General features: G+C 47.5%; 18 protein-coding genes. 10 read left to right on the plus strand and 8 right to left on the minus strand.

Annotated elements, in window-relative coordinates; translation table 11 throughout:
• The first annotated feature begins 16 nt into the window (after positions 1 to 16).
• The 7 genes from DLM76_RS13320 to hisF are packed head-to-tail and all read left to right on the plus strand — an operon-like array spanning position 17 to position 8,595.
• On the plus strand, positions 17 to 748 hold the full coding sequence (locus DLM76_RS13320; protein ID WP_118955832.1) for a lipoprotein LipL31: 732 nt from the start codon (positions 17 to 19) through the stop codon (positions 746 to 748).
• Between the two features lie 6 nt (positions 749 to 754).
• On the plus strand, positions 755 to 1,603 hold the full coding sequence (locus DLM76_RS13325) for an undecaprenyl-diphosphate phosphatase (RefSeq protein WP_118965487.1): 849 nt from the start codon (positions 755 to 757) through the stop codon (positions 1,601 to 1,603).
• A gap of 40 nt (positions 1,604 to 1,643) precedes the next feature.
• A complete protein-coding gene (locus DLM76_RS13330) occupies positions 1,644 to 4,634 on the plus strand; it encodes an LPS-assembly protein LptD (RefSeq protein WP_118965488.1) in 2,991 nt (996 codons plus the stop codon).
• Between the two features lies 1 nt (position 4,635).
• Entirely contained in the window at positions 4,636 to 6,051 is a 1,416-nt protein-coding gene (locus tag DLM76_RS13335) for an undecaprenyl-phosphate glucose phosphotransferase (RefSeq protein ID WP_118955829.1), read from the plus strand.
• 26 nt (positions 6,052 to 6,077) lie between these two features.
• Positions 6,078 to 6,368, plus strand: a complete 291-nt coding sequence (gene gatC / locus DLM76_RS13340) for an Asp-tRNA(Asn)/Glu-tRNA(Gln) amidotransferase subunit GatC (protein WP_118955828.1) — start codon at positions 6,078 to 6,080, stop codon at positions 6,366 to 6,368.
• Positions 6,365 to 7,828 (plus strand): Asp-tRNA(Asn)/Glu-tRNA(Gln) amidotransferase subunit GatA, encoded by a 1,464-nt coding sequence (gatA, locus tag DLM76_RS13345; RefSeq protein WP_118965489.1) that lies wholly within the window; start codon positions 6,365 to 6,367, stop codon positions 7,826 to 7,828. Before gatC ends, gatA begins: the two co-directional genes overlap by 4 nt.
• The gene (gene hisF, locus DLM76_RS13350; protein WP_118965490.1) at positions 7,825 to 8,595 is read left to right on the plus strand and encodes an imidazole glycerol phosphate synthase subunit HisF; all 771 of its coding nucleotides are present in this window, start codon (positions 7,825 to 7,827) and stop codon (positions 8,593 to 8,595) included. Before gatA ends, hisF begins: the two co-directional genes overlap by 4 nt.
• Before the next feature lie 11 nt (positions 8,596 to 8,606).
• Here the strand turns inward: hisF and DLM76_RS13355 are convergent, their stop codons facing one another.
• The 5 genes from DLM76_RS13355 to folD form a co-directional block, all read right to left on the minus strand.
• On the minus strand, positions 8,607 to 9,752 hold the full coding sequence (locus DLM76_RS13355; RefSeq protein WP_118956064.1) for an esterase/lipase family protein: 1,146 nt from the start codon (positions 9,750 to 9,752) through the stop codon (positions 8,607 to 8,609).
• Positions 9,753 to 10,097: 345 nt separating this feature from the next.
• Complete coding sequence (gene rlmB, locus DLM76_RS13360) at positions 10,098 to 10,856, minus strand: 23S rRNA (guanosine(2251)-2'-O)-methyltransferase RlmB (RefSeq protein ID WP_118965491.1); 759 nt, start codon at positions 10,854 to 10,856, stop codon at positions 10,098 to 10,100.
• Entirely contained in the window at positions 10,841 to 12,256 is a 1,416-nt protein-coding gene (cysS, locus tag DLM76_RS13365; RefSeq protein WP_118965492.1) for a cysteine--tRNA ligase, read from the minus strand. The genes rlmB and cysS overlap by 16 nt, the downstream gene beginning before the upstream one ends.
• A complete protein-coding gene (locus tag DLM76_RS13370) occupies positions 12,253 to 13,218 on the minus strand; it encodes an acetylxylan esterase (RefSeq protein ID WP_118955821.1) in 966 nt (321 codons plus the stop codon). Before DLM76_RS13370 ends, cysS begins: the two co-directional genes overlap by 4 nt.
• A gap of 15 nt (positions 13,219 to 13,233) precedes the next feature.
• Positions 13,234 to 14,088, minus strand: a complete 855-nt coding sequence (gene folD / locus DLM76_RS13375; protein WP_118965493.1) for a bifunctional methylenetetrahydrofolate dehydrogenase/methenyltetrahydrofolate cyclohydrolase FolD — start codon at positions 14,086 to 14,088, stop codon at positions 13,234 to 13,236.
• A gap of 81 nt (positions 14,089 to 14,169) precedes the next feature.
• Here folD and asnS point away from each other — a divergent pair, with 81 nt between their 5' ends.
• A complete protein-coding gene (gene asnS / locus DLM76_RS13380; protein ID WP_118965494.1) occupies positions 14,170 to 15,477 on the plus strand; it encodes an asparagine--tRNA ligase in 1,308 nt (435 codons plus the stop codon).
• Positions 15,478 to 15,609: 132 nt separating this feature from the next.
• The gene (locus DLM76_RS13385) at positions 15,610 to 16,401 is read left to right on the plus strand and encodes a tetratricopeptide repeat protein (protein ID WP_118965495.1); all 792 of its coding nucleotides are present in this window, start codon (positions 15,610 to 15,612) and stop codon (positions 16,399 to 16,401) included.
• A gap of 743 nt (positions 16,402 to 17,144) precedes the next feature.
• Here DLM76_RS13385 and DLM76_RS13395 read toward each other — a convergent pair.
• The 3 genes from DLM76_RS13395 to DLM76_RS13405 all read right to left on the minus strand — a co-directional run bounded on the left by DLM76_RS13395 (position 17,145) and on the right by DLM76_RS13405 (position 21,753).
• Entirely contained in the window at positions 17,145 to 18,014 is an 870-nt protein-coding gene (locus tag DLM76_RS13395) for a TP0624 family protein (RefSeq protein WP_118965606.1), read from the minus strand.
• 33 nt (positions 18,015 to 18,047) lie between these two features.
• Positions 18,048 to 20,024 carry an ATP-dependent DNA helicase gene (locus tag DLM76_RS13400; protein WP_118965497.1) on the minus strand — a complete coding sequence of 659 codons (1,977 nt, stop codon included), beginning with the start codon at positions 20,022 to 20,024 and terminating at the stop codon, positions 18,048 to 18,050.
• A 121-nt stretch (positions 20,025 to 20,145) separates the two neighbouring features.
• Entirely contained in the window at positions 20,146 to 21,753 is a 1,608-nt protein-coding gene (locus DLM76_RS13405; RefSeq protein WP_118965498.1) for a sodium:neurotransmitter symporter family protein, read from the minus strand.
• A 544-nt stretch (positions 21,754 to 22,297) separates the two neighbouring features.
• On the opposite strand from DLM76_RS13405, the gene clpB reads away from it, so the two are divergent.
• Positions 22,298 to 24,874: an ATP-dependent chaperone ClpB gene (clpB, locus tag DLM76_RS13415; RefSeq protein WP_118965500.1), complete on the plus strand. Its 2,577-nt coding sequence runs from the start codon at positions 22,298 to 22,300 to the stop codon at positions 24,872 to 24,874.
• Positions 24,875 to 24,974: the final 100 nt, after the last annotated feature.

Here is a 24,974-nt window from a genome sequence, read left to right on the forward strand (position 1 = left end):
AGGAACCGAAAGTCCGATGAAAAAAAACATACTTCTTATTTTTATTACTCTTTTGACGGCCGCGTTTGCGGGCTGCGGAGACAACTCCGAAGTGATCGAAACACTCGACGGAAACAAAATCACTGTAAACAGTTTTGAAGATACTTACAACGTTGCGATCGACGCAATGAGCCGCGTGCAAAACATCGAGAAGGAAAATCTTCTCGAGTTCATCTCCAAGGACATCAACGAAGTTCCGGAGCAGATGAGAGCCCTGAACTATCAGTTCCAAAAAAAGAATTTTTACGATCAGTATAGAGATATGATGATCACTACGATCGCGGCCGAAAAAGACGGATTCACCAAACGCGACGACATCAAAAAGATTCTCAAGTTTCAAGAGATGCAGATCGTTTCTCAGTTGTACGTAATGCACCTCGTTGAAAGCAAAATCAAGATCTCCGAAGAAGAAGCGATGGAAGAATGTCAGAAACTCCGCGCGAAAGAACCTCAAATCGGTTCTCTTCCGATCGATCGTTGTATTCTTTTCGCAAGAGCGAAGTTGAAAAAAGACAAGTCTCAGGAAATTCTTCCTAAGGTTCTGGAAAGAATCAAAGAACAAGTTTCGATCAAACACAACGACAAGTTCGATCTGGAAGCGTTCTTAAAGAGAAAGATCGGAGCGAGCGCTACCGATAAGAAAGAAGAAGCTCCTGCAACCGGGACCGAAGCTCCTAAAACGGAAACTCCGAAAACAACCGGACAGTAATCTCCCTTGAATCATTATCTGAACGCCTTTCTGAGAAGCATCATTGAGGCGATCACCGAATTTCTACCGGTGTCCTCCACGGGACACCTGTTCCTATTCAGTTCCTTCTTTCCGTTTAGCGGAGAGCATTTCGGAATCGAGTTCGACGACCTTTTCGATATCTTTATTCAAAGCGGCGCGATTCTTTCGGTTCTGTTTTTGTATCGGGCACGATTCTCCTCCCATATCGTTTCTTCGTTTCGTTATATTACAAAACAGGAATCCAATCCGGAAGGATTTCATTTCGTACTTCAGATTTTGATCGGCGCGTTTCCGATCATGGCGGCGGGTTTTGTCGCGAAGAAATTTCTGGATACGATCAAAGCTAGACCGGATCTTTTGTCGATTCTTGCGGGAGCTTGGATTTTCGGAGGAATTCTGATCCTCGTCGCGGAATGGTTCTTTCATAAAAGACAAGGAAGCGGGGAACGCGAACCGGTGGGTTTTAAGGATGCGATCCTGATCGGGATCTTTCAGTGTATGGCTCTCGTTCCCGGGATGTCCCGTTCCGCTGCGACGATCATCACCGCGCGCTTTTTAGGAAAAGATACGAAGAGCAGCGCGGAGTTCTCCTTCTTTCTCGCGGTTCCCGTTTTGCTCGCCGCGGGGTTTTATAAACTGTATAAGTATCGCTCCATCCTAAACGGGGACACGATTCCCGTATTGGCGTTCGGCTTTCTCGTTTCTTTTCTACTTTGCACATTGGTGATCCGTTGGTTTCTGCGGTATCTGCAAAAGCATTCGTTCAGCGCTTTCGGGGTTTATAGAATTCTATTGGGGGTCGGCGTTCTCGTTTTCACTCAATTTATTAGATGAAAATTGAATTCACGAGAATAATCTGACACCGGTACCCGGAATGCGCCTCCGTATAACTGTAATTCTATTTTTAATGCTGCTCGGGACGCCGATCTTTGCACAGACGGAAGAACAGATGCTCCGGTTTATTACGGGAGGGGCGGGAACTCCCGAACAAGGTCCTTCTTCTTCGCTCGGAGAGGATAAAAAACTCGCCATCCTGAGAGCCAAGAACCGGCTTCTCGGAAAGTCCATCGATACGCTTCCGGATCGAGAAGTGGACGATCTTTTATTATCTCTCGGTTTGACGAGAGACGGTTCTCTTTTCAGCCGAAGAAAACGACTTCGCGCCGCTTTGGAAGAATCCCTTCCCACGCAGGCAGACCCCTTGACCCTTCTTCCTCAACAGAAAAAAGCGCTTCCGATCTCGATCGAAAACGCGTCTGAAGGGGAACTTCTCCAGGTGGATAAGAATAAGTCGGGCGTTCTCGTTTTACGAGGCCGTGTTCGTCTGAAACTCCGTTCGGGTTCGATCGAAGCCGAAACGATCACCGTAGACAGCGAACGCCAGGAGATCTACGCGGAAGGCGGAATCATCTACAAAGACGGCCGTGCGATCGTGGAAGGGGATAAGTTCATCTATGACTTCCGTTTGGAAAAAGGGGTCGTGTATAAAACCAAGGGAACGTTTGCACCCGCTCACTTTATCGGAGAAAAACTGAAGAAGTTGGACGACAAACGTTACGCTTTGGAGATGGGTTACTTTACGATTTGTAACGCGGAAAAACCCCATTATTCCTTTAAGGTAAACCGTCTTTATATCTACGACGATAAAACCGTAATGGCGACGAACGTTCGTTACCAGGTCGGAGGTACGACCGTTCTCTGGCTTCCGTTCTTATACAACAGCAACTTAGGAAACGGATGGGTCACCCAAGCCGGTAAGAACAATACGCAAGGTTTGTTCCTACAGAACTCGTATCAATGGTCGGTGATGCCTTCCTATGCATTCGCACCGATGGGATACAAGGTTCGCGCGGATTTTTACGAAAAGACCGGACAAGCGTTTCACTTGGAGATGTGGAAACAAAGTCCGTTCCTCAACTACTTGATCGATGTTGCGTACGCGAATCATAGAAATTATCAGATCTCCGGAGCTTACGAGGATCGTTTTCACAACTTCGGAATCGGAACGACTGCGGTCACGAACCAAGTCGATCGCGGGGCTTTATATTCCGCCGATCCAAACGCGCCCCTTCGCCGAATCGGTCAGGACACCGAACCTTGGTGGAAGGGAAGAATCATGCTGAACTCCAAGTTTCACAACACGGAGAAAGACGTTACGCGAAACATCAGCTTTCAATACGAGAATTACTCCAACCGATTGTTCGACTACGAATACGGGAACCGTTACGAACCCGCGAACACTCTTCAGTCGCTTTATACCGCGAGAAACGTTCGTCAGGGTTTTATCCGAAACACTCTTGAATGGAAGTTCGATTACACGGAAAACAGGGGCGATCTTTCCATCAACGTGGGGATGAAACGAAATCTTCTGTATTACATTCTCAATCCGGCGGATAAGTCCGGATACTTTCCGACCGTGGACGTGTTGCCTACTACTACGATCCGGAATTCTTCCGAAATCGGAAGGATTCCGTATTTCAACTCGGCCGTGTATTGGGACGTATATTTGAATAACATGATTCTTCGATATTACGGCGTTCCCACGCGAGAGAATTTACAGATCCCGACTCTCGACGGTTCGTATCAGGATCCTTGGGGAAATTACAGGGAGAACGTTTTACGGACCCAGTATTTCACGCAGGGTGAATCGGGTTTACGAACCACTCTCAACTTAGGAAGTTATCTTACCTTTACTCCCAACGCGTTTATCGGAGCGAAAAAACAATCCGCGACGAGCCGCAACAACGCCGCAGTCACGGGAGTTACGGATAACTCGTTCACTTCTCTCGAACGCTATCTTGCGCGCGAATCGTATCAATACCTGAGAACCTCCACTAATTTGCGATTCGGGATTCCATTGATCTTTTTTAATGCGACGTATCGGAAACTGGAGGCGTATAAACCGGAACTGCAGGATCCGATTCTCGCCAATACGAGACAACACGAACTCGAACTTTCTTTGGAAAGCTACGCTCTGGAGAATTTCGAAATTTCGATCCGCACGATTCGCGATCTTAGAACCTTCTCTCCGGAATACAAACCGCAGCCGACGGACGCGGAACGCTGGTATTTTACCGTCGCGCGTTTTTCCGGTTACTTCGATTTCTTGGACGGGTTCCGTCCGAAACGAGCTTCTCTGTTGGAAAAGAAAAGAAGCTTTTACTCCGGGCTTTTCATCAACAACGACTACGTTCATCATAACCCGAAAGCGAAACCTCTTTCCAACAGCTTTACCGCTTCGTATAAGATGGGCGGATTTACGCTTCCGTTCATTCGTTTGATTCGGGAGTTGGAACTCGGGGGAACCTGGTATCACGTTTATAACAGTCCGATCTTGGACGGTTATCGCGTGTTCGTTAAGGCGAACGTGGATTTTACCAGACATTTGGGAATCGAAGCGGAACTCGATTCGAGGGTCAGCCAGCCTTGGAGATATACGAATCAGGTTGGAAATACGTACGATACGTTCTATTATGGAAACGATCCGACTACTTCGGTCGCATCGATCAACTTGGATCGAACCAATTTGCAGAGAGACTTGATCGACGGAACCGGGGTCAACGGAAACGGAGCGAGACAGAACACGGCTCTCAATATCAACCGCTTTATGGGAACGATCAAATACAACCTTCATACGGCGAACTTCCGTCTCGGTTACAGCATGGATCTGCGTGCGGTTCCCGGAGGAAGAACGGACGGGCTCGTTTCCTTTTACGATCAGTCCGTATTCTTTTCGATTTCGATCACGGACTTCTCTTTGGGTCAGCAGGACTCTTCGGAGCTGACAAGAGTTCGTCTGTTCCGTTTCAGAAAACGTCCGTTCCAAGCCGGAGACCGCGCCGGAATCACATCGGAGAACCCTTGATATGTTGAAGGAAAGAAGTCAAACGTTCAAGCTGATCTTTACCGTATTAGATTTCGTGAATGCTCTTTTCAGCGGCGCACTCGCGTTTTTGTTCCGGTTTTATTTTTTGGACGAGAACGGAATGGATCGGCGCTACGTCGACGTCGAAAGTTATATCTTTTTATTCGTTTTATTGGCTTTCTTTCAGGTGATCGTGTTTATCGCGATCGATCTCTATCATCCAAGAAGAGGACTTTCTTTCATCGACGAGTTTCTCACCATCGTAAGCGGCGTGTTTCTCAATCTTGTTCTCGTTCTTGCGGTGTTGTTCTTCTTTCGGGGGGATCTGGGAAGCGAGCGTTTTTCACGTTATGTGATTCTTGCCTTTGCGACGATCAATACGCTGACCGCGAGCGTTCTACACTATACCGCTCGAATCGTATTGCAGACTCTCCGTAAGAGGGGTTATAATCTTCGGAGCGTTTTGGTAGTGGGAGTTTCGGAAACCTCCAAACGTTTCAACGACGCGGTCATCAAACACGGAATCTACGGTTATAAGATTTTAGGATTCGTTCAGACCAAGGGAGTCAAGCCCGTTCGTAAGGACATGAAGGTCATCGGCAAGATCGAAAAGATCGCGCAGGTTTTGGAAAAGGAAAGACCCGATCTCGTCGTTTATACTCTCGAACCTTCCGAAGGGGATTATCTCAAGGAAGTTTTGGACGCTTGCGATCACGAAGGAATCGATCTCAAGATCGTTCCCGGTTTTCAGGAATTCATCAAAGCGCGCGGAAGAGTGGAAGAGATGGAAGGTCTTCCCGTCATCTCGATCCGAAACATTCCGATCCGACTCGGTTACAACAAGTTCATCAAAAGAACGTTCGATCTCGCGTTTTCGATTTTATTCATTTTGTTTTTCTCTCCGTTTTATCTCATCATGGCCTTGCTCGTGAAACTGACTTCTTCCGGTCCCGTGTTTTACTATCAGGAACGCGTGGGTTTGGACAATAAGAAGTTCAACATGATCAAGTTTCGAACCATGGTGGTTCAGGCGAAGAGCCAATCCGAAACCACGTGGACGGTTCAGAACGACCCGAGGGTTACGAGCGTGGGGAGAATTCTCCGCAAACTATCCCTGGACGAAACCCCTCAGTTCTTCAACGTGCTTTTCGGGGATATGTCCGTGGTCGGACCGAGACCGGAACGTCCTCACTTTGTGGAGAAGTTCAAAAACGATCACAGACATTATATGAGAAGACACGCAGTCAAAGCGGGAATCACCGGATTGGCCCAGGTGAAAGGATTGCGCGGAGACACTTCGATCGACGATCGGATCGCCGCCGACATCTACTACATCGAAAATTGGTCCCTCTGGCTCGACCTCAAAATTATTCTCCTGACTCCGTTTAAAGGAATCATGGACAAAAACGCCTACTAAAACACTCTGACCCTAAGGGGAGAATCATGAACCTGAACGAAGATTCTTTGCAGAAAATCGCGGAACTTTCCCGTTTGAAAATCCGTCCCGAGGAAAAACAATCCGCGCTTACGGATTTTAACAAGATCCTTGAATACGTCGACCAAGTCAAAGGGCTGGACGTAAGTTCGATCGGAGACGACGAAATCTATTTTCAGCACGAGAACGCGATCCGTCCGGACTTGATGGGAAAACATCTTTCCCGCGAAGAGATCGAAAAGTTCGCCCCGTCCTTTCAAAACGGATATTTCGTCGTTCCTAAGGTGATCGAAACATGAACGAAATATTAAAGAATTCTTATACGGATCTCAAAGCCTCCCTGAATTCGGGAAAAATCACCGCGACGGAACTCGCAAAGGCGTGCATCGATCGGATCAAAGAAGTCGACGGTTCTGTAAAAGCCTTTCTTTCCCTCGACGAAAAAAGAATTTTGGACGCCGCCGCGGAAAGCGACGCGCGCAGAAAAGCGGGAAAACCGCTTTCGGAATTCGACGGAATGCCGGTCGCGATCAAGGACAATATCTGTATTCAGGATTCGATCACTTCCTGTTCTTCTAAAATATTAGAAAATTATAAATCACCGTTTCATGCAAACGCCGTTGAAAAACTTCTCGCGAAAGGATTCGTTCTGTTTCCGAGAACGAACATGGACGAGTTTGCGATGGGATCTTCCACGGAGAATTCCGCGTTTCAGACGACCCGCAATCCGTTCGACTTGGAAAGAATTCCGGGCGGCTCGAGCGGCGGTTCCGCAGCCGCAGTCGCGGCTTCCATGGTTCCACTCGCATTGGGTTCGGATACGGGAGGATCGGTTCGTCAACCGGCTTCTCTTTGCGGTCTTTACGGACTGAAACCGACGTATGGAACCGTTTCGCGTTACGGACTGGTCGCGTATGCATCGAGTCTGGATCAGATCGGACCTTTCTCCAAGGACGTACAAGGTTGTATCGATTTGTATTCGGTGATTTCCGGAAAGGATGAAAGGGATTCTACTTCCGTAAATCGTCCCGCGTTTTCCGCGAACGACGTTTCCGCTCCCGATCTGAAAGGATTGAAAGTAGGAGTGATCAAAATGACTCCCGAGATTCAACCGGAAGTCACACAAGCTTACGAAAAACTTCTCTCTCAATTGAAGGAGAAGGGCGCGACGCTTGTGGAACTGGACTTCTCCAAATTCTCCCTTGCGATCCCGATCTATTACATCATCGCTACTGCGGAATGTTCTTCCAACCTTTCGCGTTTTGACGGAATTCGTTTCGGTTCCAGAAAGGACAATACGGGAAAGCTCGAAGATCTTTATGTCGATTCCAGAACGGAAGGCTTCGGACCAGAAGTAAAACGGAGAATTCTGCTCGGCACATTCTCCCTTTCCGCCGGATATTACGACGCGTATTACGGTACCGCGCAAAAGGCGAGGGTTTTGATTCGTAAAGAATACGAATCCTTCTTTCAGAAAGTGGATTTGATTCTTCAACCGACTTCTCCTACGACCGCGTTTAAGGTAGGTGAAAAGACGAAGGATCCGGTGCAGATGTATAAGGCCGATATATGGACCACGAGCGTGAACCTTGCGGGAGTTCCCGCGATCAGCGTTCCGATGGGAACCGACGCGAAAGGTCTTCCGATCGGATTGCAGATCACCGCTCCTCATTTTCAGGAAGGAAAACTGTTCGGTGCCGCTCAAGCGATTTCTAAATTAGAAGGTCTGAATATTCAATTTCCGGAAAAGATCGGATGAGCAATTTAACGGCAAGAGTCATTCCCTGTCTGGACATCAAGGACGGACGAGTAGTCAAGGGAGTGAACTTTGTCAATCTCGTGGACGCGGGGGATCCGGTGGAATCCGCGGCGATCTACGAGGAGAACTTGGCGGACGAACTCTGCTTTTTGGACATCACCGCTTCCTCCGATCGAAGGGAAATCCTTCTGCATCTCGTGGAAAGAATTGCGGAAAAAATCTTCATTCCTTTTACGGTGGGCGGCGGAATTAGAACGGTTGCGGATGTGCGCGCCGTTTTAGAAAAAGGAGCGGATAAGGTTTCGATCAACACCGCCGCGTTTCAAAATCCCGAATTACTCCGAGAATCTTCCGAAATCTACGGATCGCAGTGCATCGTGTGCGCGATCGACGTAAAGTTCCACAAAGAACGCGATCGTTACGAGATTTTCCTTCACGGTGGAAGAACGGAAACCGGAAGAGAGGCTCTCGACTGGGCTCAGGAAGCCGCGGCGAAAGGTGCGGGGGAAATTCTTCTTACCTCCATGGATCGGGACGGAACACGAAACGGATTCGATATCAATCTTTTAAAAACGTTTTCTTCCTCTTTGGAAATTCCGATCATCGCTTCGGGAGGCGCCGGAAATCCGGAGCACATGGTGGAAGCGATTCTCCGCGGAAAAGCGGACGCCGTTCTTGCCGCTTCCATTTTTCATTTTGGAGAATATTCCATCCGAGAAACAAAAAGTGCGATGAAAGAAATGGGAATCGCCGTCCGTTTGGAATAAGCTAGCGCATTCTAAAGAGCGTTGATGACGGTCATCACTTGGTTGAAAAACGTGTTTCTCGAAGTGTTATCCACGTGATTGCGGAAGGAAAGCTGCGCGTGGTCGAAGTCTTTGGAAATTTGTTTTCCCGCAGCGATCTTGTTGGACATCTTTCCGCTCGTCGAGGTCACAATTCCGTCGCTTTTGTTCGCAAAGCTCGGACTTCCGTTCGAAAGAATATTGCATGCGATCGTATAAATCGCTTCGGAACCGGGATGCCCGTTGCAAACGCTCATTTCCCCGTAAAACGCGGTCACTCTTCCATCCTTGGAAGATTCCGAAAGTAATCGTTCGAGATATGCGTTCTGTGCGCCGCTGATCGCTTCACTCGGAGAAGGGACTTGGTACGAAGCTCCCAACGCGTTCGTATAGGCGAGGTCCTTTCCTCCATCGGTTCCCGTCATAAATCCGATGAGTTCGCCGATCGCTCCGAAGTTTCCTTGATAACTGGAAGAAGCAAAGGGAGAACCCATGTAAGGAGTGCCTAACGTAACGATGAAATCGATCACATCCTTCGTGTTATTCGTATGATAGAGAGCGGATCGGCTCACCAATCCACCCATCGAGTGAGCGAGCAAAATCACCTTGTCTTCCGAAGTGAAAACCGTGTTCAGCCGATCGATCAGTCTTTTTCCGTTGCTTTCCACATAATCGGATGTGCGATAGGTGAACGTATACAATTCATACGACGTTTGAACACCGGAAAGATTCTGCGAATACATTTCCAACGCGTCGTCCCAAGTGCTTCTAAGATTGCTTACCTTCGTAAACTTATCGGTGGGCGGGTTGAAACTCTTTTCCTTAAAGTCCCAGCCGTGAATCAATACGATTTTCGGTTTTCCTTCTTTGAGTTCGGGAGTCGCGACCGCGAATTGATCCGCCGTGATTTGACCTTTGGTGACGATCAAAGGAACGGGAACGAATTTATAAAGCTCATGATTGAATTCTCCCCAAAAGGCGAGCGTGAGACCTTCGAGGATTTCCTCCGCCGTACTTTTCTTTTTGGCGAGGTTCAGTTTCTCCTTCACCTTTTCCCAGGAGAGATTGGAACAGGAGGAAAGGATTGCGAAACAGAGAGAAAACGCGAGAAGTTTGAAACTGGATTTGTATGATTTCATCATTTTCAAGTGAAAACGAAAAAGAGAAAATTGCAAGAGATAAATCATAAAATCAGGAAGGGTCTTCGAATTATAAGGTTATTGTAAATAAAAAAGGGAAGGTCAACGCGCAAAAACAAAAGAAGGAACGAGGCAAGAAATTTCACCGAAAAACGGGAGTGAACGCGGCGGAAAGAAATTCGTTATTTAAGAAATTTGAATGTTTCCGATGCTCGTTTTCCAAGCGCAAACGGTTTGTTTGTAACCGATGTTGAAACGGAAAAATCGTTTCGAGCCGATGGAGCGTTGTATCTCAAGATTGCAAATCGATCGGTGAGGATGCGACGAAGCATCGCTTTTGCGAAATTATTTTCGGTTTACGATTCGGTCGAGTACGACACCCGTCGCAACCGTAACATTTAAGGAAGAAAGATTTCCGTGTATCGGAATCCGCAGAACGAAATCCGATTTTTCCATCAGGATTCGTTTGACTCCTTCTCCTTCGTTCCCCATCAAAATAGCGAGTTCTTGAAGATCGGGAAGTTTGGACCAATCCTCCGTGCCTCGATCGCTTGTGGAAACGATCCAATATCCGTTTTCTTTCAAAAGTTCGATCGTGTTCGCGAGATTCTTCACCGTAAAGATTTTAAGAAAAGATAATGCACCGGAGGAAACTTTTTCCACGACCGGAGTGATTCCGGCGGATTCGCGTTCGGGAAGAATGATATTCTTTACTCCGAAACATTCCGCGGTTCTTAAAATATTTCCGAGATTGCCCGGATCTTGGATTCGATCCAGAATGAGGAAGGCTCCGGGTTTTTCGGCTAACAATTCTTCGAGATTCTTTTTGTCAGCGGTCTGCCGAGCGGGAGCTTTGAGCGCGACGATTCCTTGATGATTTCTTCCCGGAACGAGAGAATCCAATTTGTTTCCGGAAACCTTATGGACTTTTACGAACGCAGGAAGCCGGTTTATGATCTTCTCCGTAATTTCGGTTCCGGGGTTTTCCTTAACGAACAGCTCGATAAAAGGAAACGAATGTTCGTTCCCTTGATGTGCCTCGGTAAGTTCGATGAGGGTTCTCTTACCGAAGATGTATTCCGGTCTGGCTATTTTCGCCTCCAGCGGATTCCGTCTTTCGTATCCTCGATCAGAATTCCTTGCGCCAAAAGCTGATCGCGGATCGCGTCGGAACGCGCGAAGTCCTTGTTTTTTCTCGCGGTTTGTCTTTCCTCGATCAACGAATCGATTTCGGAATCGATTAGATCCGTTTTCGATGAGAAATCGAGAACACCGAAAATACGGTCATAATATGCAAAAAGTTGAATGTATTCGATTCTTTGGGAAGAATCCGTCTGGTTCGTATCCAGAAAGGAATTGATTTGGCGCACGGATTCGAATACGACCGCGAGCGCTTTGGAAACGTTCAGATCGTCTGCGAGTGATTCTTCGAATTCCCTTTTCCATCCCTGCGTTACCGGCAAAGCGAATACGTAGGAATCGGAGACGATCGTATCTTTTTCCGAATCCAAAAGACGATCCAGGCAGTTCTGGATTTTACGGATGTTTGCGGTCGCTTCCGCGATCCGGTCCGTGGAGAAGTTCAACTTGGAACGATAGTGCGCCGAGATCAGAAGAAAACGGATCGCCTTCGGGTCCAGTCCTTGTTGGACAAGATCGCGTAACGTGTAAAAGTTTCCCTTGCTTTTGGACATCTTTTGTCCGTCCACGAGAAGGTGTTCGGAATGAAGCCAGGTTCCCACGAATGTTTCTCCGGGAAACGCTCCTTCCGATTGTGCGATTTCGTTTTCGTGATGCGGAAACAAAAGATCCACTCCGCCGGTATGAATGTCCACTCCGCTATGATACACCTTGCGGATCATAGCGGAACATTCCAAATGCCAGCCCGGTCTTCCGGTGCCGACTAACGTGTCCCAGGATGCTTCTCCTTCGAGTTTAGGACTTTTCCAAAGAACGAAATCGCGCACGTCTTCTTTTTCGTATTCGTCCGTATCGTAACGGGTTCCGGTTTTCATGCCGGTAACGTCGATCTTGCTCAGTTTTCCGTATCCGTTGAATTTCTGAATGGAGAAGTAAAGGCTATCGTCCTTCTCATAGACGAGACCCTTGGCCTGAAGCTTCTGAATGATGTCGATCATCTCCGGAATCGATTCGGTGGCTTTCGGATAGTGTTCGAGTGTTTCCACGGAAACCGTTTTTAAATCTTCGAAAAATGCCTGCGTCCAAGGAGCGGTGAATTCCTGAATGCTTTTTTTGGATGCGATGGAATCACGGATGATCTTGTCGTCTATGTCCGTGATGTTCATCGTCATTTCGACGCCGTATCCTAAAAGTTTTAGAGAGCGGCGCAAAACGTCCACGAACAAAAACGCTCTGAGATTTCCGATATGTGCGAAGTTGTAAACCGTAGGACCGCAGGAATATACCGTGACTCGTTTGGGATCGACGGGTGAGAACTTTTCTTTTTTACCCGAGAGGGAATTGTGAAAATAGACTTCGATCATTCGGGAAAGAAAATTTCCCTCACGAATTCGAGGTTGGCTCCGTTCTGTTTATCGCCTTTCAGACCGGCTTCGTTTCCTTCGGTAGGGTAGACCTGCATTCTTTTGTCGTTGTTGAGATGATTGAAAAATGCGAATACCGATTTCGGATGCGAGATTTTGTCGTCCATTCCCACCGAGACCAGCGTAGGAATCTTAATCTTCTTCGCAAAGTTTATACTATCATAATATGCTAAACTCTTTTTCATCGCGCTCTTTTTGGTTTTCGAACTGTTCAACTGAGCGTTGACTTCCTTCATCCAGCTTTTTTCGAGTTTGAGCTGGTTGTCGTCTATATGACAGAAGTTCGGAGTTTCTAAGATGAGTCCTTTGATCCGGTTCGTAAACGCGGCGCCGAACGCGGCGAGGGACGCTCCCATCGATTTTCCGGCGAGGATGATCTTGTCGCCGTCGATTCCGTCCGTGAGTCTTAAAAATTCCACGGCGCGGATCACGTCGAGATAGAGACCTTTCATGAAGAAGGCGTCTCTTCCGTCGAGACCTTTGGAAAAATAACCGGGCGTCCAATCCGGATCGGCGACTTCTCCCTCTTTTAGTTCGGGACGAACCAGTTGCGAACCGTGTCCGCGGAGATCGATGATGAGTTGTGCGACCCCGGTTTCGGTAAGTCCTTTGATGATTGCGGGTCTGTCTTTTCCGTAATCGTGAAAATAAACCACGACGGGAAGATCTCCCCGTTTTCGGGGAATGACGAGGGTTCCGTTCAAGGTCGCGTTTTGCCAAGACTGAAAGGAAATATCGTAGATCGTTTCCTTGATAATGGAACCTTTGAGAAGAGCCTTGGATTGTTTTTTAATCGGAAAGTTTTTTAAATCCCGGATCGCCTCGGCCCAAAATTCGTCGAGGTCGCTAGGGCTGTGAAGCTCCGGATAGGTTTGAAAACATTCGTCAAAACTGATCGCCATCTGGAAACATCGTTTTCACTTTACCGGTGGTGTAAAGTGTTCTTTTGCCGAATACAGCGTCTGTAGCAGAAGTACTGCGATCGTCATCGGACCCACACCGCCCGGAACGGGAGTGTAATGGGAAGAATGGTCTTTCGCTTTTGAAATTTCGATATCGCCCACATTCCCCGGATTGTAACCCGCGTCCAAAAGAACCGCTCCTTTGGAAATCCAATCCGCCTTGATGAATTCCGGTTTTCCGACCGCACCCACGATGATATCCGCCCTACGAACGATCTCCGGAAGATTTTGGGTTTTAGAATGACAAAGCGTAACCGTCGCGTTCATCTCTGTGAGAAGCATCGCCATCGGTTTGCCGAGAATCGGAGACCGACCGACCACGACCGCGTTCTTCCCGGCGACCTCGATTCCGTATTCCTTCAGTAAAAGAACCATACCGTACGGAGTGCAGGGAAGATAGGTTTCTACTCCCATCGATAGTTTTCCGAAAGAAAGAGTGGTGACCCCGTCCACATCCTTGTGAAGAGCGATCCGATCAAAGGCGGCTCTTTCGTCGATCTGAGGAGGAGAAGGATGTTGGAGTAAGATTCCGTCCACGCTATCGTCGGCGTTGAGTTTATCGATGACTGCGAGTAATTCTTCCGTTGTGGTTGTTTCTCCCAAACGGATCATCTCCGAACCCATTCCCACGGAATGACAGGCTTTGACCTTCATCGCAACGTAGGTTTCGGAAGCGGGGTTGTTTCCGACTAGGATCGTGGCGAGTTTTGGAATTCTAAGATTCTTCGCTTTTCGTTCTTCGATCTCGGAACGAATTCCATCCCTGATTTTTTCGGAGAGTTTTTTACCATCTAAGAGAACCGGATTCATACTTCTCAGGATTTCGGAACCGACTTCTCTGTCAGGTAAAAAATATCCTTTCCGAACCAACCGAAACCGTAAAATGGGTTCATGTCTGAAACACCGATCGTCAGTAATCATGAATTAGAAACATACGTGGATCGTACGGTAGTCGTCCAAGGTTGGGTTCACGGAATCCGGGGGAGCAACGCAAGACAGTTTATCTCTTTAAGAAACAGCGGAAGAATTCTCCAGGTGCTGGCCGAAAAAGAAATCCTCGGCGAAGAAGTCTTTCAAACCGTAAAACATCTCCGTCAGGAAACTTCCGTAGCGGTTACGGGCAAACTCGTGCGCAACGAAAAATCTCCGATCGGTTTCGAACTCGTGATGGATTCGATCCGCATCGTGGGAGAATCCGAAAATTATCCGATCACTCCGAAGGAACACGGGATCGATTTTTTGATTTCGCAACGCCATCTCTGGTTGCGTTCCTCCAAACAACTCGCGATCCTTCGCGTGAGAGACAATCTTTCGTTCGCGATCCGCAAATACTTTCATGAAAGACAATTTCTTTTGATCGATACTCCGATTCTCACCGGTTCTGTGGGAGAAAGCGCGGGCACTTTGTTTTCCACGGAATATTTCGATTTGGGGAACGCGTATCTTGCGCAGACCGGACAGTTGTATTTGGAAACGGCGATCTTCGCGCACAATAAAGTCTTTTGTTACGGACCTACGTTTCGCGCGGAGAAGAGTAAGACGCGCAGACACTTGACGGAATTTTGGATGGTGGAAGCGGAAGTGGCGTTTGCGAGCCACGCGGAGAACTTGAAGTTGCAGGAAGACTTCGTAAAGACGATCATCCAAGAGACCGTTCAAAATTCTTTGCAGGACCTAAAGGTATTGGAGCGGGATCCTGCGCCGCTGCTTGCGTATCTCGAAAAAGATTTTCCGGTGATCGATTATACGAAGGCGCTCGAAATTCTTCAGTCGAAAGGGGAAGACATCGTTTGGGGAGACGACATCAATTCCGAAAGAGAACAGATGCTCACGACCGAATTCGGCGGACCCGTTTTCATCCAAAAGTATCCGAGAGAAGCGAAGGCCTTTTACATGAAGGTGAATCCCGAAGATCCGAAAACGGTCTTGAACGCCGACTTAATCGCGCCGGACGGAGTGGGTGAAATCATCGGCGGATCGGAACGGGAAGAAAATTACGAAAACATCGTTCATCGTCTGCAGGAGGAAAAACTTCCAGTGGAATCCTATGATTGGTATCTGGATCTGCGAAAATACGGATCGGTTCCTCATTCCGGATTCGGGCTCGGTTCGGAACGAATGATCGCCTGGATCTGCGGATTGCAGCACGTCCGGGAATGTATTCCGTTCCCGAGGATGATGGAACGACTTTATCCATGAAACGGGATCTGTCGAGCGACCCGTAGGGAGCGAGATGCTGAGTTCAGAGAGCGACGCTTGAGTTAACGCGATTCACTTTTTTTTTAAGCTGAATTCTCCCCGCCCATCCGATAAGAAAAAGAGAGGTATCGTATGGGTCAGAATTTAGCAGTATCCAATCCGTCTTCCATTGAAGAGTCCGCTTGGGAATTATTCGAAACGGGTTCTTATGAAGAAGTGATCGAGATCGCAAAGAATAATCCGAATCACGTTTTTTTAAATCATCTGAGTGGAATTGCTGGCTTTGAATCCGGTTCCGATCATGGAATCAATTATTTCTTGAAAGGTTCCTCCGTTCTTTCCCCTCTTTTGGAAGCCTATCTGTTGAAGGAAGCGGGAAAGTTTCGCGAAGCGGCGAAGAAGTTTTACGCCTATTTTAAAACGACATCGGTTCCCGTTTCTTACGCGATCTTACGCACCGGAATTTTGACGAGCGAAGACGCGGTCGATTTCAAAACCGTTCTCGAATTGATTTCCCTTTACAAGGCCCGTTTTTCCAACGATTACTTCTGCAAGGCGGAATTCTTTTCCAACTATCATCTCCGAAACTACAAGGAATCGATTCAAGTTTTTGCGGAGAATGCAAAACGTCTTACCGAAGAAAGGGACGTGATGGGTGCGCTCGGACTCGCGCTCGTTCATCTCGGAAAATTCGACGAGGCGAAATCCGTACTCGAAAAAATTCCGGGTTACGAAGAACTTCCGAGCTTCGACGATAAGAAGAAGGAATTTTCCGAAAAAATCGCAAGCATTCCTAAGATGGAAGCCAAACGCAAAAGCCTTACGGTTCAAGAACGAATCGAATTGGGATTCGCGTATTTGTTTTCCGAAAACTTCAAAAAGGCGGAAGAGATCTTCAGCGAACTCGTAGCCGTTCACGGTTAAACGAGCGATTCAAACTAAGACAACGGATCGAAACGTTTTTTCTTTTTGAATCGCATCGAAGAACCGAGTTTTATGAAACGAATTGGTTTTATAAAAGCTCGGTTCTTTTTTTACTTCCGATCGTTTTCGGAATTTCAATCGTTCATTTTTGGTTCGTGAAAGAAACGTTCGGACAACCATCCAAAAATAATTTCCTTTCTTCTTTTTCTTTCATCCGAGAATTTCAGTCCTCCAAAACGTCTTCACTCAACTCAAATCCGAAATGAACTTTCATCTACAGAGGAATGGGAGATTGCGGAGAATATTTTCGGTATCGTCTTTTCGAATCGGAGGAAGTCGTTTTACAAGAAATGCGCGCAAAGCTTGATTGCGACGGAACCGGCGCGTATTCGGCCGAGGATGTCCCGGTTGAATGGACAAGATATGAGATTCCGTTCGATTTTTGGAAATTTTTAAAGATCGATATCGGGGAAGGAATCTCAAGATTTACAAACAATCTTTGAGGGGAACAAATTCGGCGTCGAAATTCCCTGTCGTAGTTCCGACGATTTTCTCGTGATAGCAGGGCGCCCCCGCCCGAAGTCGGGTGGTGGAGGCGGGCTTTGCGGGAAAATTACGGCAAATCTCCTATATCAGAAAATCATACTATTTGCAAGAAAAATTCTCAGATCTGAACATTGTAGGAACTCCTACAAATCCTAAAAATCACTTGAAAATTTTCGAATCGGATCTCCGAAAAATCCTCACTTATCCTTTAAAATAATCACCTTACAATTTTTCAACGCCGTCTTCGTTTTCGGAGAAGCCAGAAGTTTTCTTGCGTCCTCGCCCGCGATCACCGGATTGACCGGATAATGGCCGGTGACGCCTAACGCGGTAACGAAATACGGTTTGGTGCCCGCGATCGGAGAACGAAACGCTTCCTCGGGAGTTTTCATATAACTCACATAGCCGTTTCGCACAACGTTTTCCTTTGGAACGAAATACGGAGAATACAAACTGTTTCCTTCTTCGGAAAGAACCTCCGGAAACAAAGCCGTTTCCAATTTTAAATGTCTCGCATCCACGATCAAAGACGTGAACTCGGCGGCGAGAGTGGGAGCCGGATATTCCGGAAAACTTTCGGTTTCATACGAAAGAAAAACGTAATTGAGAATTCCGCGTTTCCCTTTGAACCGAATGACCCCTTTCGCGACCGCTTGATTTTCGACGAAGTTGACCGTTGTAAAGATGGGTTCGATTTCGTAGATCTGATTGAAGACTTCGCGAAACATCGAGTCTTCTTTGATCTTTTCACGAAGAGTGAATTCCGCGTCCAACTTGACCGTATCGATCTTTCGGAAAAGAAATTTCTTTAGTTCCTCTTCCGCTTGCAAAGAAGCCTTCTTTCTCGCCTCGGTGAGATTTCTCGCCGTATTCTCCTTACCCCAATCCGAGTCTTCGACGGAGTAGGTCAGCTTCGGAAGTTTAAAGGAAAGAATTTTCTGAATCTCACCCTTCTTCCAATCGGTGACCGTGTCCGTAAAATCCCTGCTTTCAAAGGAGAAAGAGGTATGGATCGGAAGGAGTAAGGGAAGAAGGATCGGAATAAAACGGGTTAAAGAATTCTTCATCTGCGTTCTCAAAAATAGAAATGCGTCTTCTATTTATTTCGGCAGATTGGCGAATTCTCTGCTTAAATCTTCCCGATTCTGAACGAGTTTCGCGGGCGGAAGGGACTTCAAAAGATCCTTTCCATAGGTCTTTGTGAACATTCTCGGATCCAAAATCGAAACGATTCCCGTATCCGTTCCGGAGCGGATCAAACGGCCGAACCCTTGTTTCAAAACGGTGCAGGCATACGGAAGCTGCAGCTCGACGAACGGATTTCCGCCGGATTCCTTCAGCTTCTCACTTTTGGTTTCGAGAACGGGATCGTTCGGAACCTGGAACGGAAGTTTGGCGATGATCACCGATTGGAGTTTGTCCCCCCGAATGTCGATCCCTTGCCAAAACGTCGAGACCCCGAAAAGCACGCTGTTCGGAGTTTCCAGATACATCTGTTTGGCCCCGTCCGGTCCGAGATCGGATTGAGAGAATAAGGGAAGATTCGTATGGGGACGAATCGCCTCATATACGACCTTCAAAGATTTAAACGAAGTAAAAAGAACGAACGTATTGCCTTGCGTCAACTCGATGAGCCAAAGAATTTGTTTTGCAAGGTCGGCGTGATACCCGTCCGGATCTCCGACGGGGTCTCGGATCTCTCTCGGAACATACAAGAGCGCGTTCTTTTGATACGGAAAGGGAGAAGGGACCGTAATGTTTGCGGTGGGAAGATCCCCGATCTTCTTTTTGAAATATTTAAAATCGCTTCCGCTCGTCGAAAGGGTCGCCGATGTAAAAACGACGGATTGCATACGGGAAGCGAACAAGTCCCGGATGATTTCGTCCGGACTCAGAGGTTCCATGCAAATTTTATAATAGATCTCTTTCGAGTTTTGATCGGGAGGTTCGATCCAATACACGAGACTCGCATCGTCCACGAGACGGAAGGTTTCCAAACCGACCGCGATCTCTTCCATTCTGCCGGCTAACATCTCTAAGACGAGAGCGGATTCCTTTTCGGTGATGTCGTCGCTGTCCTTGGAAAGTTTGGAAAGATGTTTCTGAAGAATCTCCGTAATCTCCGCGAGTACGGCGGCAAACGCGCCCCGATCCAAACGGAGTGGACGTTTGATTCTCTGCGGGCTGTAAAAATTCAGAGGAACTTCTCCGGATAACGCGTTAAAGAAAGTAGTCAGAGCTTCTCCCGCTTTGGTGACAAGATCCTTGAGCGCGGTCGACGAAAGAGAAACTGCGATACCGGTGTTCTTATTCGGAAGCCAGATCTGCTGTAAAAGTTTTTGAATTTCTTGAGAACGGATTTCCTGACGAAAGGAGGAACCGATAATATCCGGAAAGTTATGCGCTTCGTCCAAAATCACCCGGCTGAATTCGGGAAGAATGTTGAAGTCGCTTGCGATATGCGCCGCGAGAAGGTGATGGTTGACGATCAGGATATTGCTTCGTTTCCACTTTTCCCGTTCCAAAAAATAATACGAATGGGAAAAGTTCGGACAGTTTCTTCCGAGACAGTTGTCCGCTTCTCGAGTGATCTTATTCCAAAAATCATACGAAGCCGTTCCGGTAAATTCCTGTTTTCTTCCGGACTCCGTCGTTCTGATCCACTCGTTGAAAGCGCCTATATGAGGAATCATCTCCGGTCCGAACGTTCCGTCTCGAAGAACGTGATTCATCTTTCGTTTGCAGACGTAGTTGGATGCTCCCATCGCGACTTCGGCTCGGAGATCGGTCCCCAAGATTCGGGAAACCATCGGAATGTCCTTTAACAAAAGCTGTTGTTGCAGGGACTTTGTTTCCGTGGAAATGACGACTGGTTCCTCGCGTTCGATCGATGCGAGCGCGGCAGGAATCAAATAGGCGAGCGATTTTCCGACCCCGGTTCCCGCCTCGGCGATGAGATGGGTTCCGTTGAACAGGGATTCTTCGATTTTTTGCGAAAGTTGAATCTGTCCCTTTCTGGGCTCGAAATCGTCCCAGATCGCGGAAAGCTTATCGAAGTATTGCGTAGAACGGTTCAATGGTTTCGAGTTTTAAAAAGTTTGAATATGCAAAAAACGGAAAGCGCCGTCACCAAGAACAGGGAAAGAATCATAATCGACATTCCCTGCCAATTTAGGCCCTCCGTTTGCGCTAAGAACATCATTGCGTTTGTCCTCTCTTTTCTTTATATACCAACGCGTAGTGTACGAGAAGCACGATCAGACTAAAAACGACCAATATTCCGAAAAAAACCGATTTCGATATCAAGGCTTGCAACTTTACGGCTTCGACCATTTCCTGAGTGAAACTTTGTCCTTTTGCGATTCCTTGGGCGATTATCGTATCCGAATTCATTCGGTCAAAATGGCCTGGCAGGTTTTGGAAGAGAAATGCTATAAAGATCACGAGCAAAAACGCGGGAGTTACGTATTGGATCACGAACCAGAAAAATTTCGGAAGTTCGAGATGAGATCCTTCGTTTCCATCCTCCAAACCTTTTTTGGCTCCGACCTTCCAACCGAAGATAAAGATCTGAATGCTCGCCAAAATAAAGATTAGAATCGTGCCGATCCAAAAGTCGGCGAGTTCCAAGGCTTGGAAGTTTTCGTTGAAATACAAGATCGGAAAACAAAGGCTTCCGGTGAATAAGAATAGGATCAAGGTAGAAGTATGTCTGCGGATACCGAAGGATTCTTCCAAAAAGATGATTCCGGGTTGGAGCATCGTGACGGAGGACGTGATCGCGGCTAGAAAAAGAACGAAGAACCAAATCGCTCCGAAGAATTCTCCGCCGGGCATAAGAGAAAATACGGAAGGAAGCGCGATAAACCCCATACCGAACATACCGAACTGAGTGATCGAACCGCCTAAGAAGAGATAGGCGACCGGGATCGTCACCATTCCTCCGATCGCGACTTCCACGAATTCGTTTAACGATGCGGCGGATAACGAGGAAAGAACCACGTCGTTGTCCCGTTTTAGATAACTCGAAAATACGAGAGCGATTCCGAAACCGGCGGAAAGCGTGAAAAAGATCTGACCCGCTGCGGCGATCCAGACTTCCGATTTCAAGAGAGCGGACCAATCCGGGTTCCACATCTTTCCTAAACCGAGGTCGATATTGTCTAACGTTAGAACTCGAACTAAAATGACCGCGGAACAAACGAGCATAAGAGGAACCGCGATCCTGGCGAAGGTTTCGATTCCTTTGGAAATGCCGCGGTAAACAAGGGCGAAGTTCAATACGAAGCAGGTTAAGGTTGCGTAAAAAATTTTACCTGAAATCGCGTTTCCGTTCGCGCGCGCGCCTGTGATATCCAGATAATAATTTCCCGCGGCTTGAATGATTTCGGATTGAGGAACGTTTCCGCTTGCGTTGAATCGGATTTGTCCCGTTAAAAATTCGAAGGAGTAGGCGAGACACCAAGCCTCAATAAAAACGTAATATACATAGATGAGAATCGGAACGGTTACGCCGATCGCTCCGACGATTCGAAGCGGAAAACCGGAGAGGAAACTTTTGAAAAGGAAGGGCGCGCTGTGACCGGTGCGACCTCCCATTCTCCCCATAATCCATTCCGTGATGCAGACGGGAATCCCGACCAAAATGAAGCTGATGATGTAAGGGACCATAAAGGCCCCTCCGCCGTTTGCCACGGCTTGTCCGGGGAATCGGATAAAGTTACCGAGACCGATTGCTCCGCTTGCCACGGTGAGAATCAATCCGGTTCTGGATTTCCAGCTTTCTTTGGGGGGTTCCTTGCTCATACTGTCGGTTCTTGCAAAACGTACGCCAAACTCCTCTCTGTCAAAAGAAAAGCGGAGCGATCCGTAAAAAACGGGACATAAAATGTAGGAACTCCATCGCTTTTAGAAATCGGAAACGCAATGAAGAAGAATGTGGGAGTTCCTACGTTTTTACAATTCAAGAAGAGAAGGAAAAGGAGATTCCGGGAGTTCTGGTAGAATTGAAAAACAGGAGGCTATTGCCTGGAACGAATGGTGGGAGTTCCCACGTTCCTACAAGAATTCAGGCGATGAAAACCGGAGTTCGGTGGAATCGTATGAGTTCCCACAAGAATTCAGGCGATGAAAAAACCTGTGTTCGGCCAATCGTATGAGTTCCTACAAGGATTAAGCCGTAGAATCGGATGGTTTATGGAATTGGAGGAGTTCCCACAACCCGAAATTGGCTTCCTGAGCGAGCAAACTTTGATAAATGTCAATATGGCAGAAAAAATAAGAATTTTCGACTGAACAAACGTCTAAATTCTAAACTGAGCAGAAATCTGAAAAACGGAAAAATCATCGTATGAAACTCGATAAACTAACGGCAAAACTCAACGAAGCGCTTCACAACGCGCAATCCCTGGCCGAGAAGTCGGGGAACCCTGAGATCGGAGAGGAACATATCATTCGGGAAGTCCTCGATCAATCCGACGGACTGGCGCCTCTGTTGTTGGCTAAACTCAATCTGAATGCGAAAACCTTTTTAGCAAGAACCGAAGAGGCCCTGGGAAGACTTCCGAAAGTCGCGGGTTCTTCCGCGGAGGTAGGCTTTTCCCGATCCGCGGTCGCGCTGTTAAAGGCTGCGGATGAAATCAGAAAGGAATTCAAGGACGAATATTTATCTACGGATCATATTCTTCTCGGATTGATGAAGAGCGGAACGGGTCCTCTTAAACAGGAATTCAACCGCTTAGGATTAGAATATTCTAAATTACTAAAGATTACTTTGGAAAATCGGAAAGGAAAAACGATTATGGACGATTCACCGGAAGGAAAAACGGACGCGCTCGCGAAATACGCGAAGAATTTAAACGAACTTGCAAAACAGGGAAAACTCGATCCGGTCATCGGAAGAGACGAGGAAATCCGCAGAACGATTCAGGTTCTTTCGAGAAGAACCAAAAACAATCCGGTTCTCATCGGAGAACCCGGTGTGGGTAAAACCGCGATCGTGGAAGGACTCGCCAACAAGATCGTTCAGGGGGAAGTCCCCGAAGGGATCAAAAACAAAACCTTGTATACGCTCGATCTCGGTTCTATGATCGCTGGGGCAAAATACAGAGGAGAATTCGAAGATCGATTGAAGGCTCTTCTCGACGAGGTCAAATCCAGCGACGGAGAGGTGATTCTTTTCATCGACGAGATTCATACTCTCGTAGGCGCGGGGGCCACCGAAGGTGCATTAGACGCTTCTAATATGCTCAAACCTATGCTTGCCCGGGGAGAACTCCGTTGTATCGGTGCGACCACTCTGAAGGAATATCAGAAATACATCGAAAAGGACGCGGCCCTCGAACGAAGATTCCAACCCGTGTATGTCAAAGAACCTTCGGTCGAAGAAACCGTTACGATTCTTCGAGGACTCAAAGGTCGTTACGAACTGCATCACGGAATTCGAATTTTGGATTCGGCATTGATCGCGGCGGCGACTCTTTCGAACCGGTATATCGCGGATCGTTTTCTTCCCGATAAAGCGGTAGACTTGATCGACGAAGCTTCTTCCAAGATGAGAATCGAGATCGATTCCATGCCGGAAGAATTGGATCGTTCGAGCAAACGGATTCAATCCTTAAAGATCGAACGGGAAGCCTTGAAAAAGGAACAAGACCCGGCATCCAAAGAAAGATTGAAGACTTTGGAAAAGGATCTTGCGGAACAGGAACAAACCTTTCAGACATTGAAAGCGAGATGGGATTTGGAAAAATCGAAAATCTCCCGTTTGAAACAAATCAAGGAAGAGATCGAGAAGTATAAGAATCTCGAAGCCGAAGCGGAACGAAGAGGGGAAATCAACCGAGTCGCGGAAATTCGATACGGAAAACTCGTCGATCTGCAAAAGGAAATGGAAGCCGCCAACGAGGAACTGAAAAAACAGGAAGGAACTTCTCGCCTCTTAAAGGAAGAAGTTTCCGAAGAAGACATCGCGAACATCGTCTCTCGTTGGACCGGAATTCCGGTTTCCAAAATGTTGCAAGGAGAACGAGCCAAACTTCTTCTGATGGAAGACGCGTTGAAAACCAAAGTGATCGGGCAGGATCACGCTTTGCGACTCGTGTCCGAAGCGGTTCAAAGATCTCGAGCGGGAATCGCGGACCCGAACCGACCGGTTGGAACTTTCTTGTTCTTAGGACCGACCGGTGTGGGGAAAACGGAAACCGCAAAGGCCCTCGCCGAATTTCTGTTCGACGACGCGAATGCGATGCACCGGATCGATATGAGCGAATACATGGAAGCCCATTCCGTTGCGAGATTGATCGGAGCGCCTCCGGGATACGTCGGTTACGACGAAGGCGGACAACTGACAGAAGCCGTTCGAAGAAGGCCGTATTCTTTGATTCTTTTCGACGAGATCGAAAAGGCGAATCCGGACGTATTCAATATCTTTCTGCAGATTTTGGACGAAGGACGGCTGACCGACGGTAAGGGAAGGAACGTGGACTTTAAGAACACTGTGATCATTCTTACTTCCAATATCGGATCGGATATTCTCGGATCTTCCGAATACAATTCGGAGGAAAAGGAGCGATTGGTGGAGCAGCGTTTGAAACAACAATTCAAACCGGAGTTTCTAAATCGGATCGACGAAGTGATTTTGTTTCATTCGATCACGGATTCGGTGATTCACAAGATCGCGGATATCCAGCTAGAAGCGCTTCGTCAGAAAGCGAAGGAGAACGGATTGAACGTAACGTTTACGAACGGACTCAAGGACTACGTCTCCAGAGCCGGTTTTGACGCGGAATACGGTGCAAGACCTCTCAAACGTTTGATCCAAAGAGAAGTAGGGAACGCCCTCAGCCGTTATATCTTAAACGGAGAATTCTCGGAAGGTCAAAACGTAACCGTGGATTACAAACAAGGAAAGGTGACCGTCGTTTAACAAACGGCGGCGCTCCTCCCGCGTTCTAAACTATCATCGATACGAATCAGGCTTTTTGTCGCAACGGAGCCGGAACCTGCGATACGATCGCAAAGACGAC

The sequence above is a fragment of the Leptospira yasudae genome, from assembly GCF_003545925.1.
In the GTDB taxonomy this organism is placed as follows: domain Bacteria; phylum Spirochaetota; class Leptospiria; order Leptospirales; family Leptospiraceae; genus Leptospira; species Leptospira yasudae.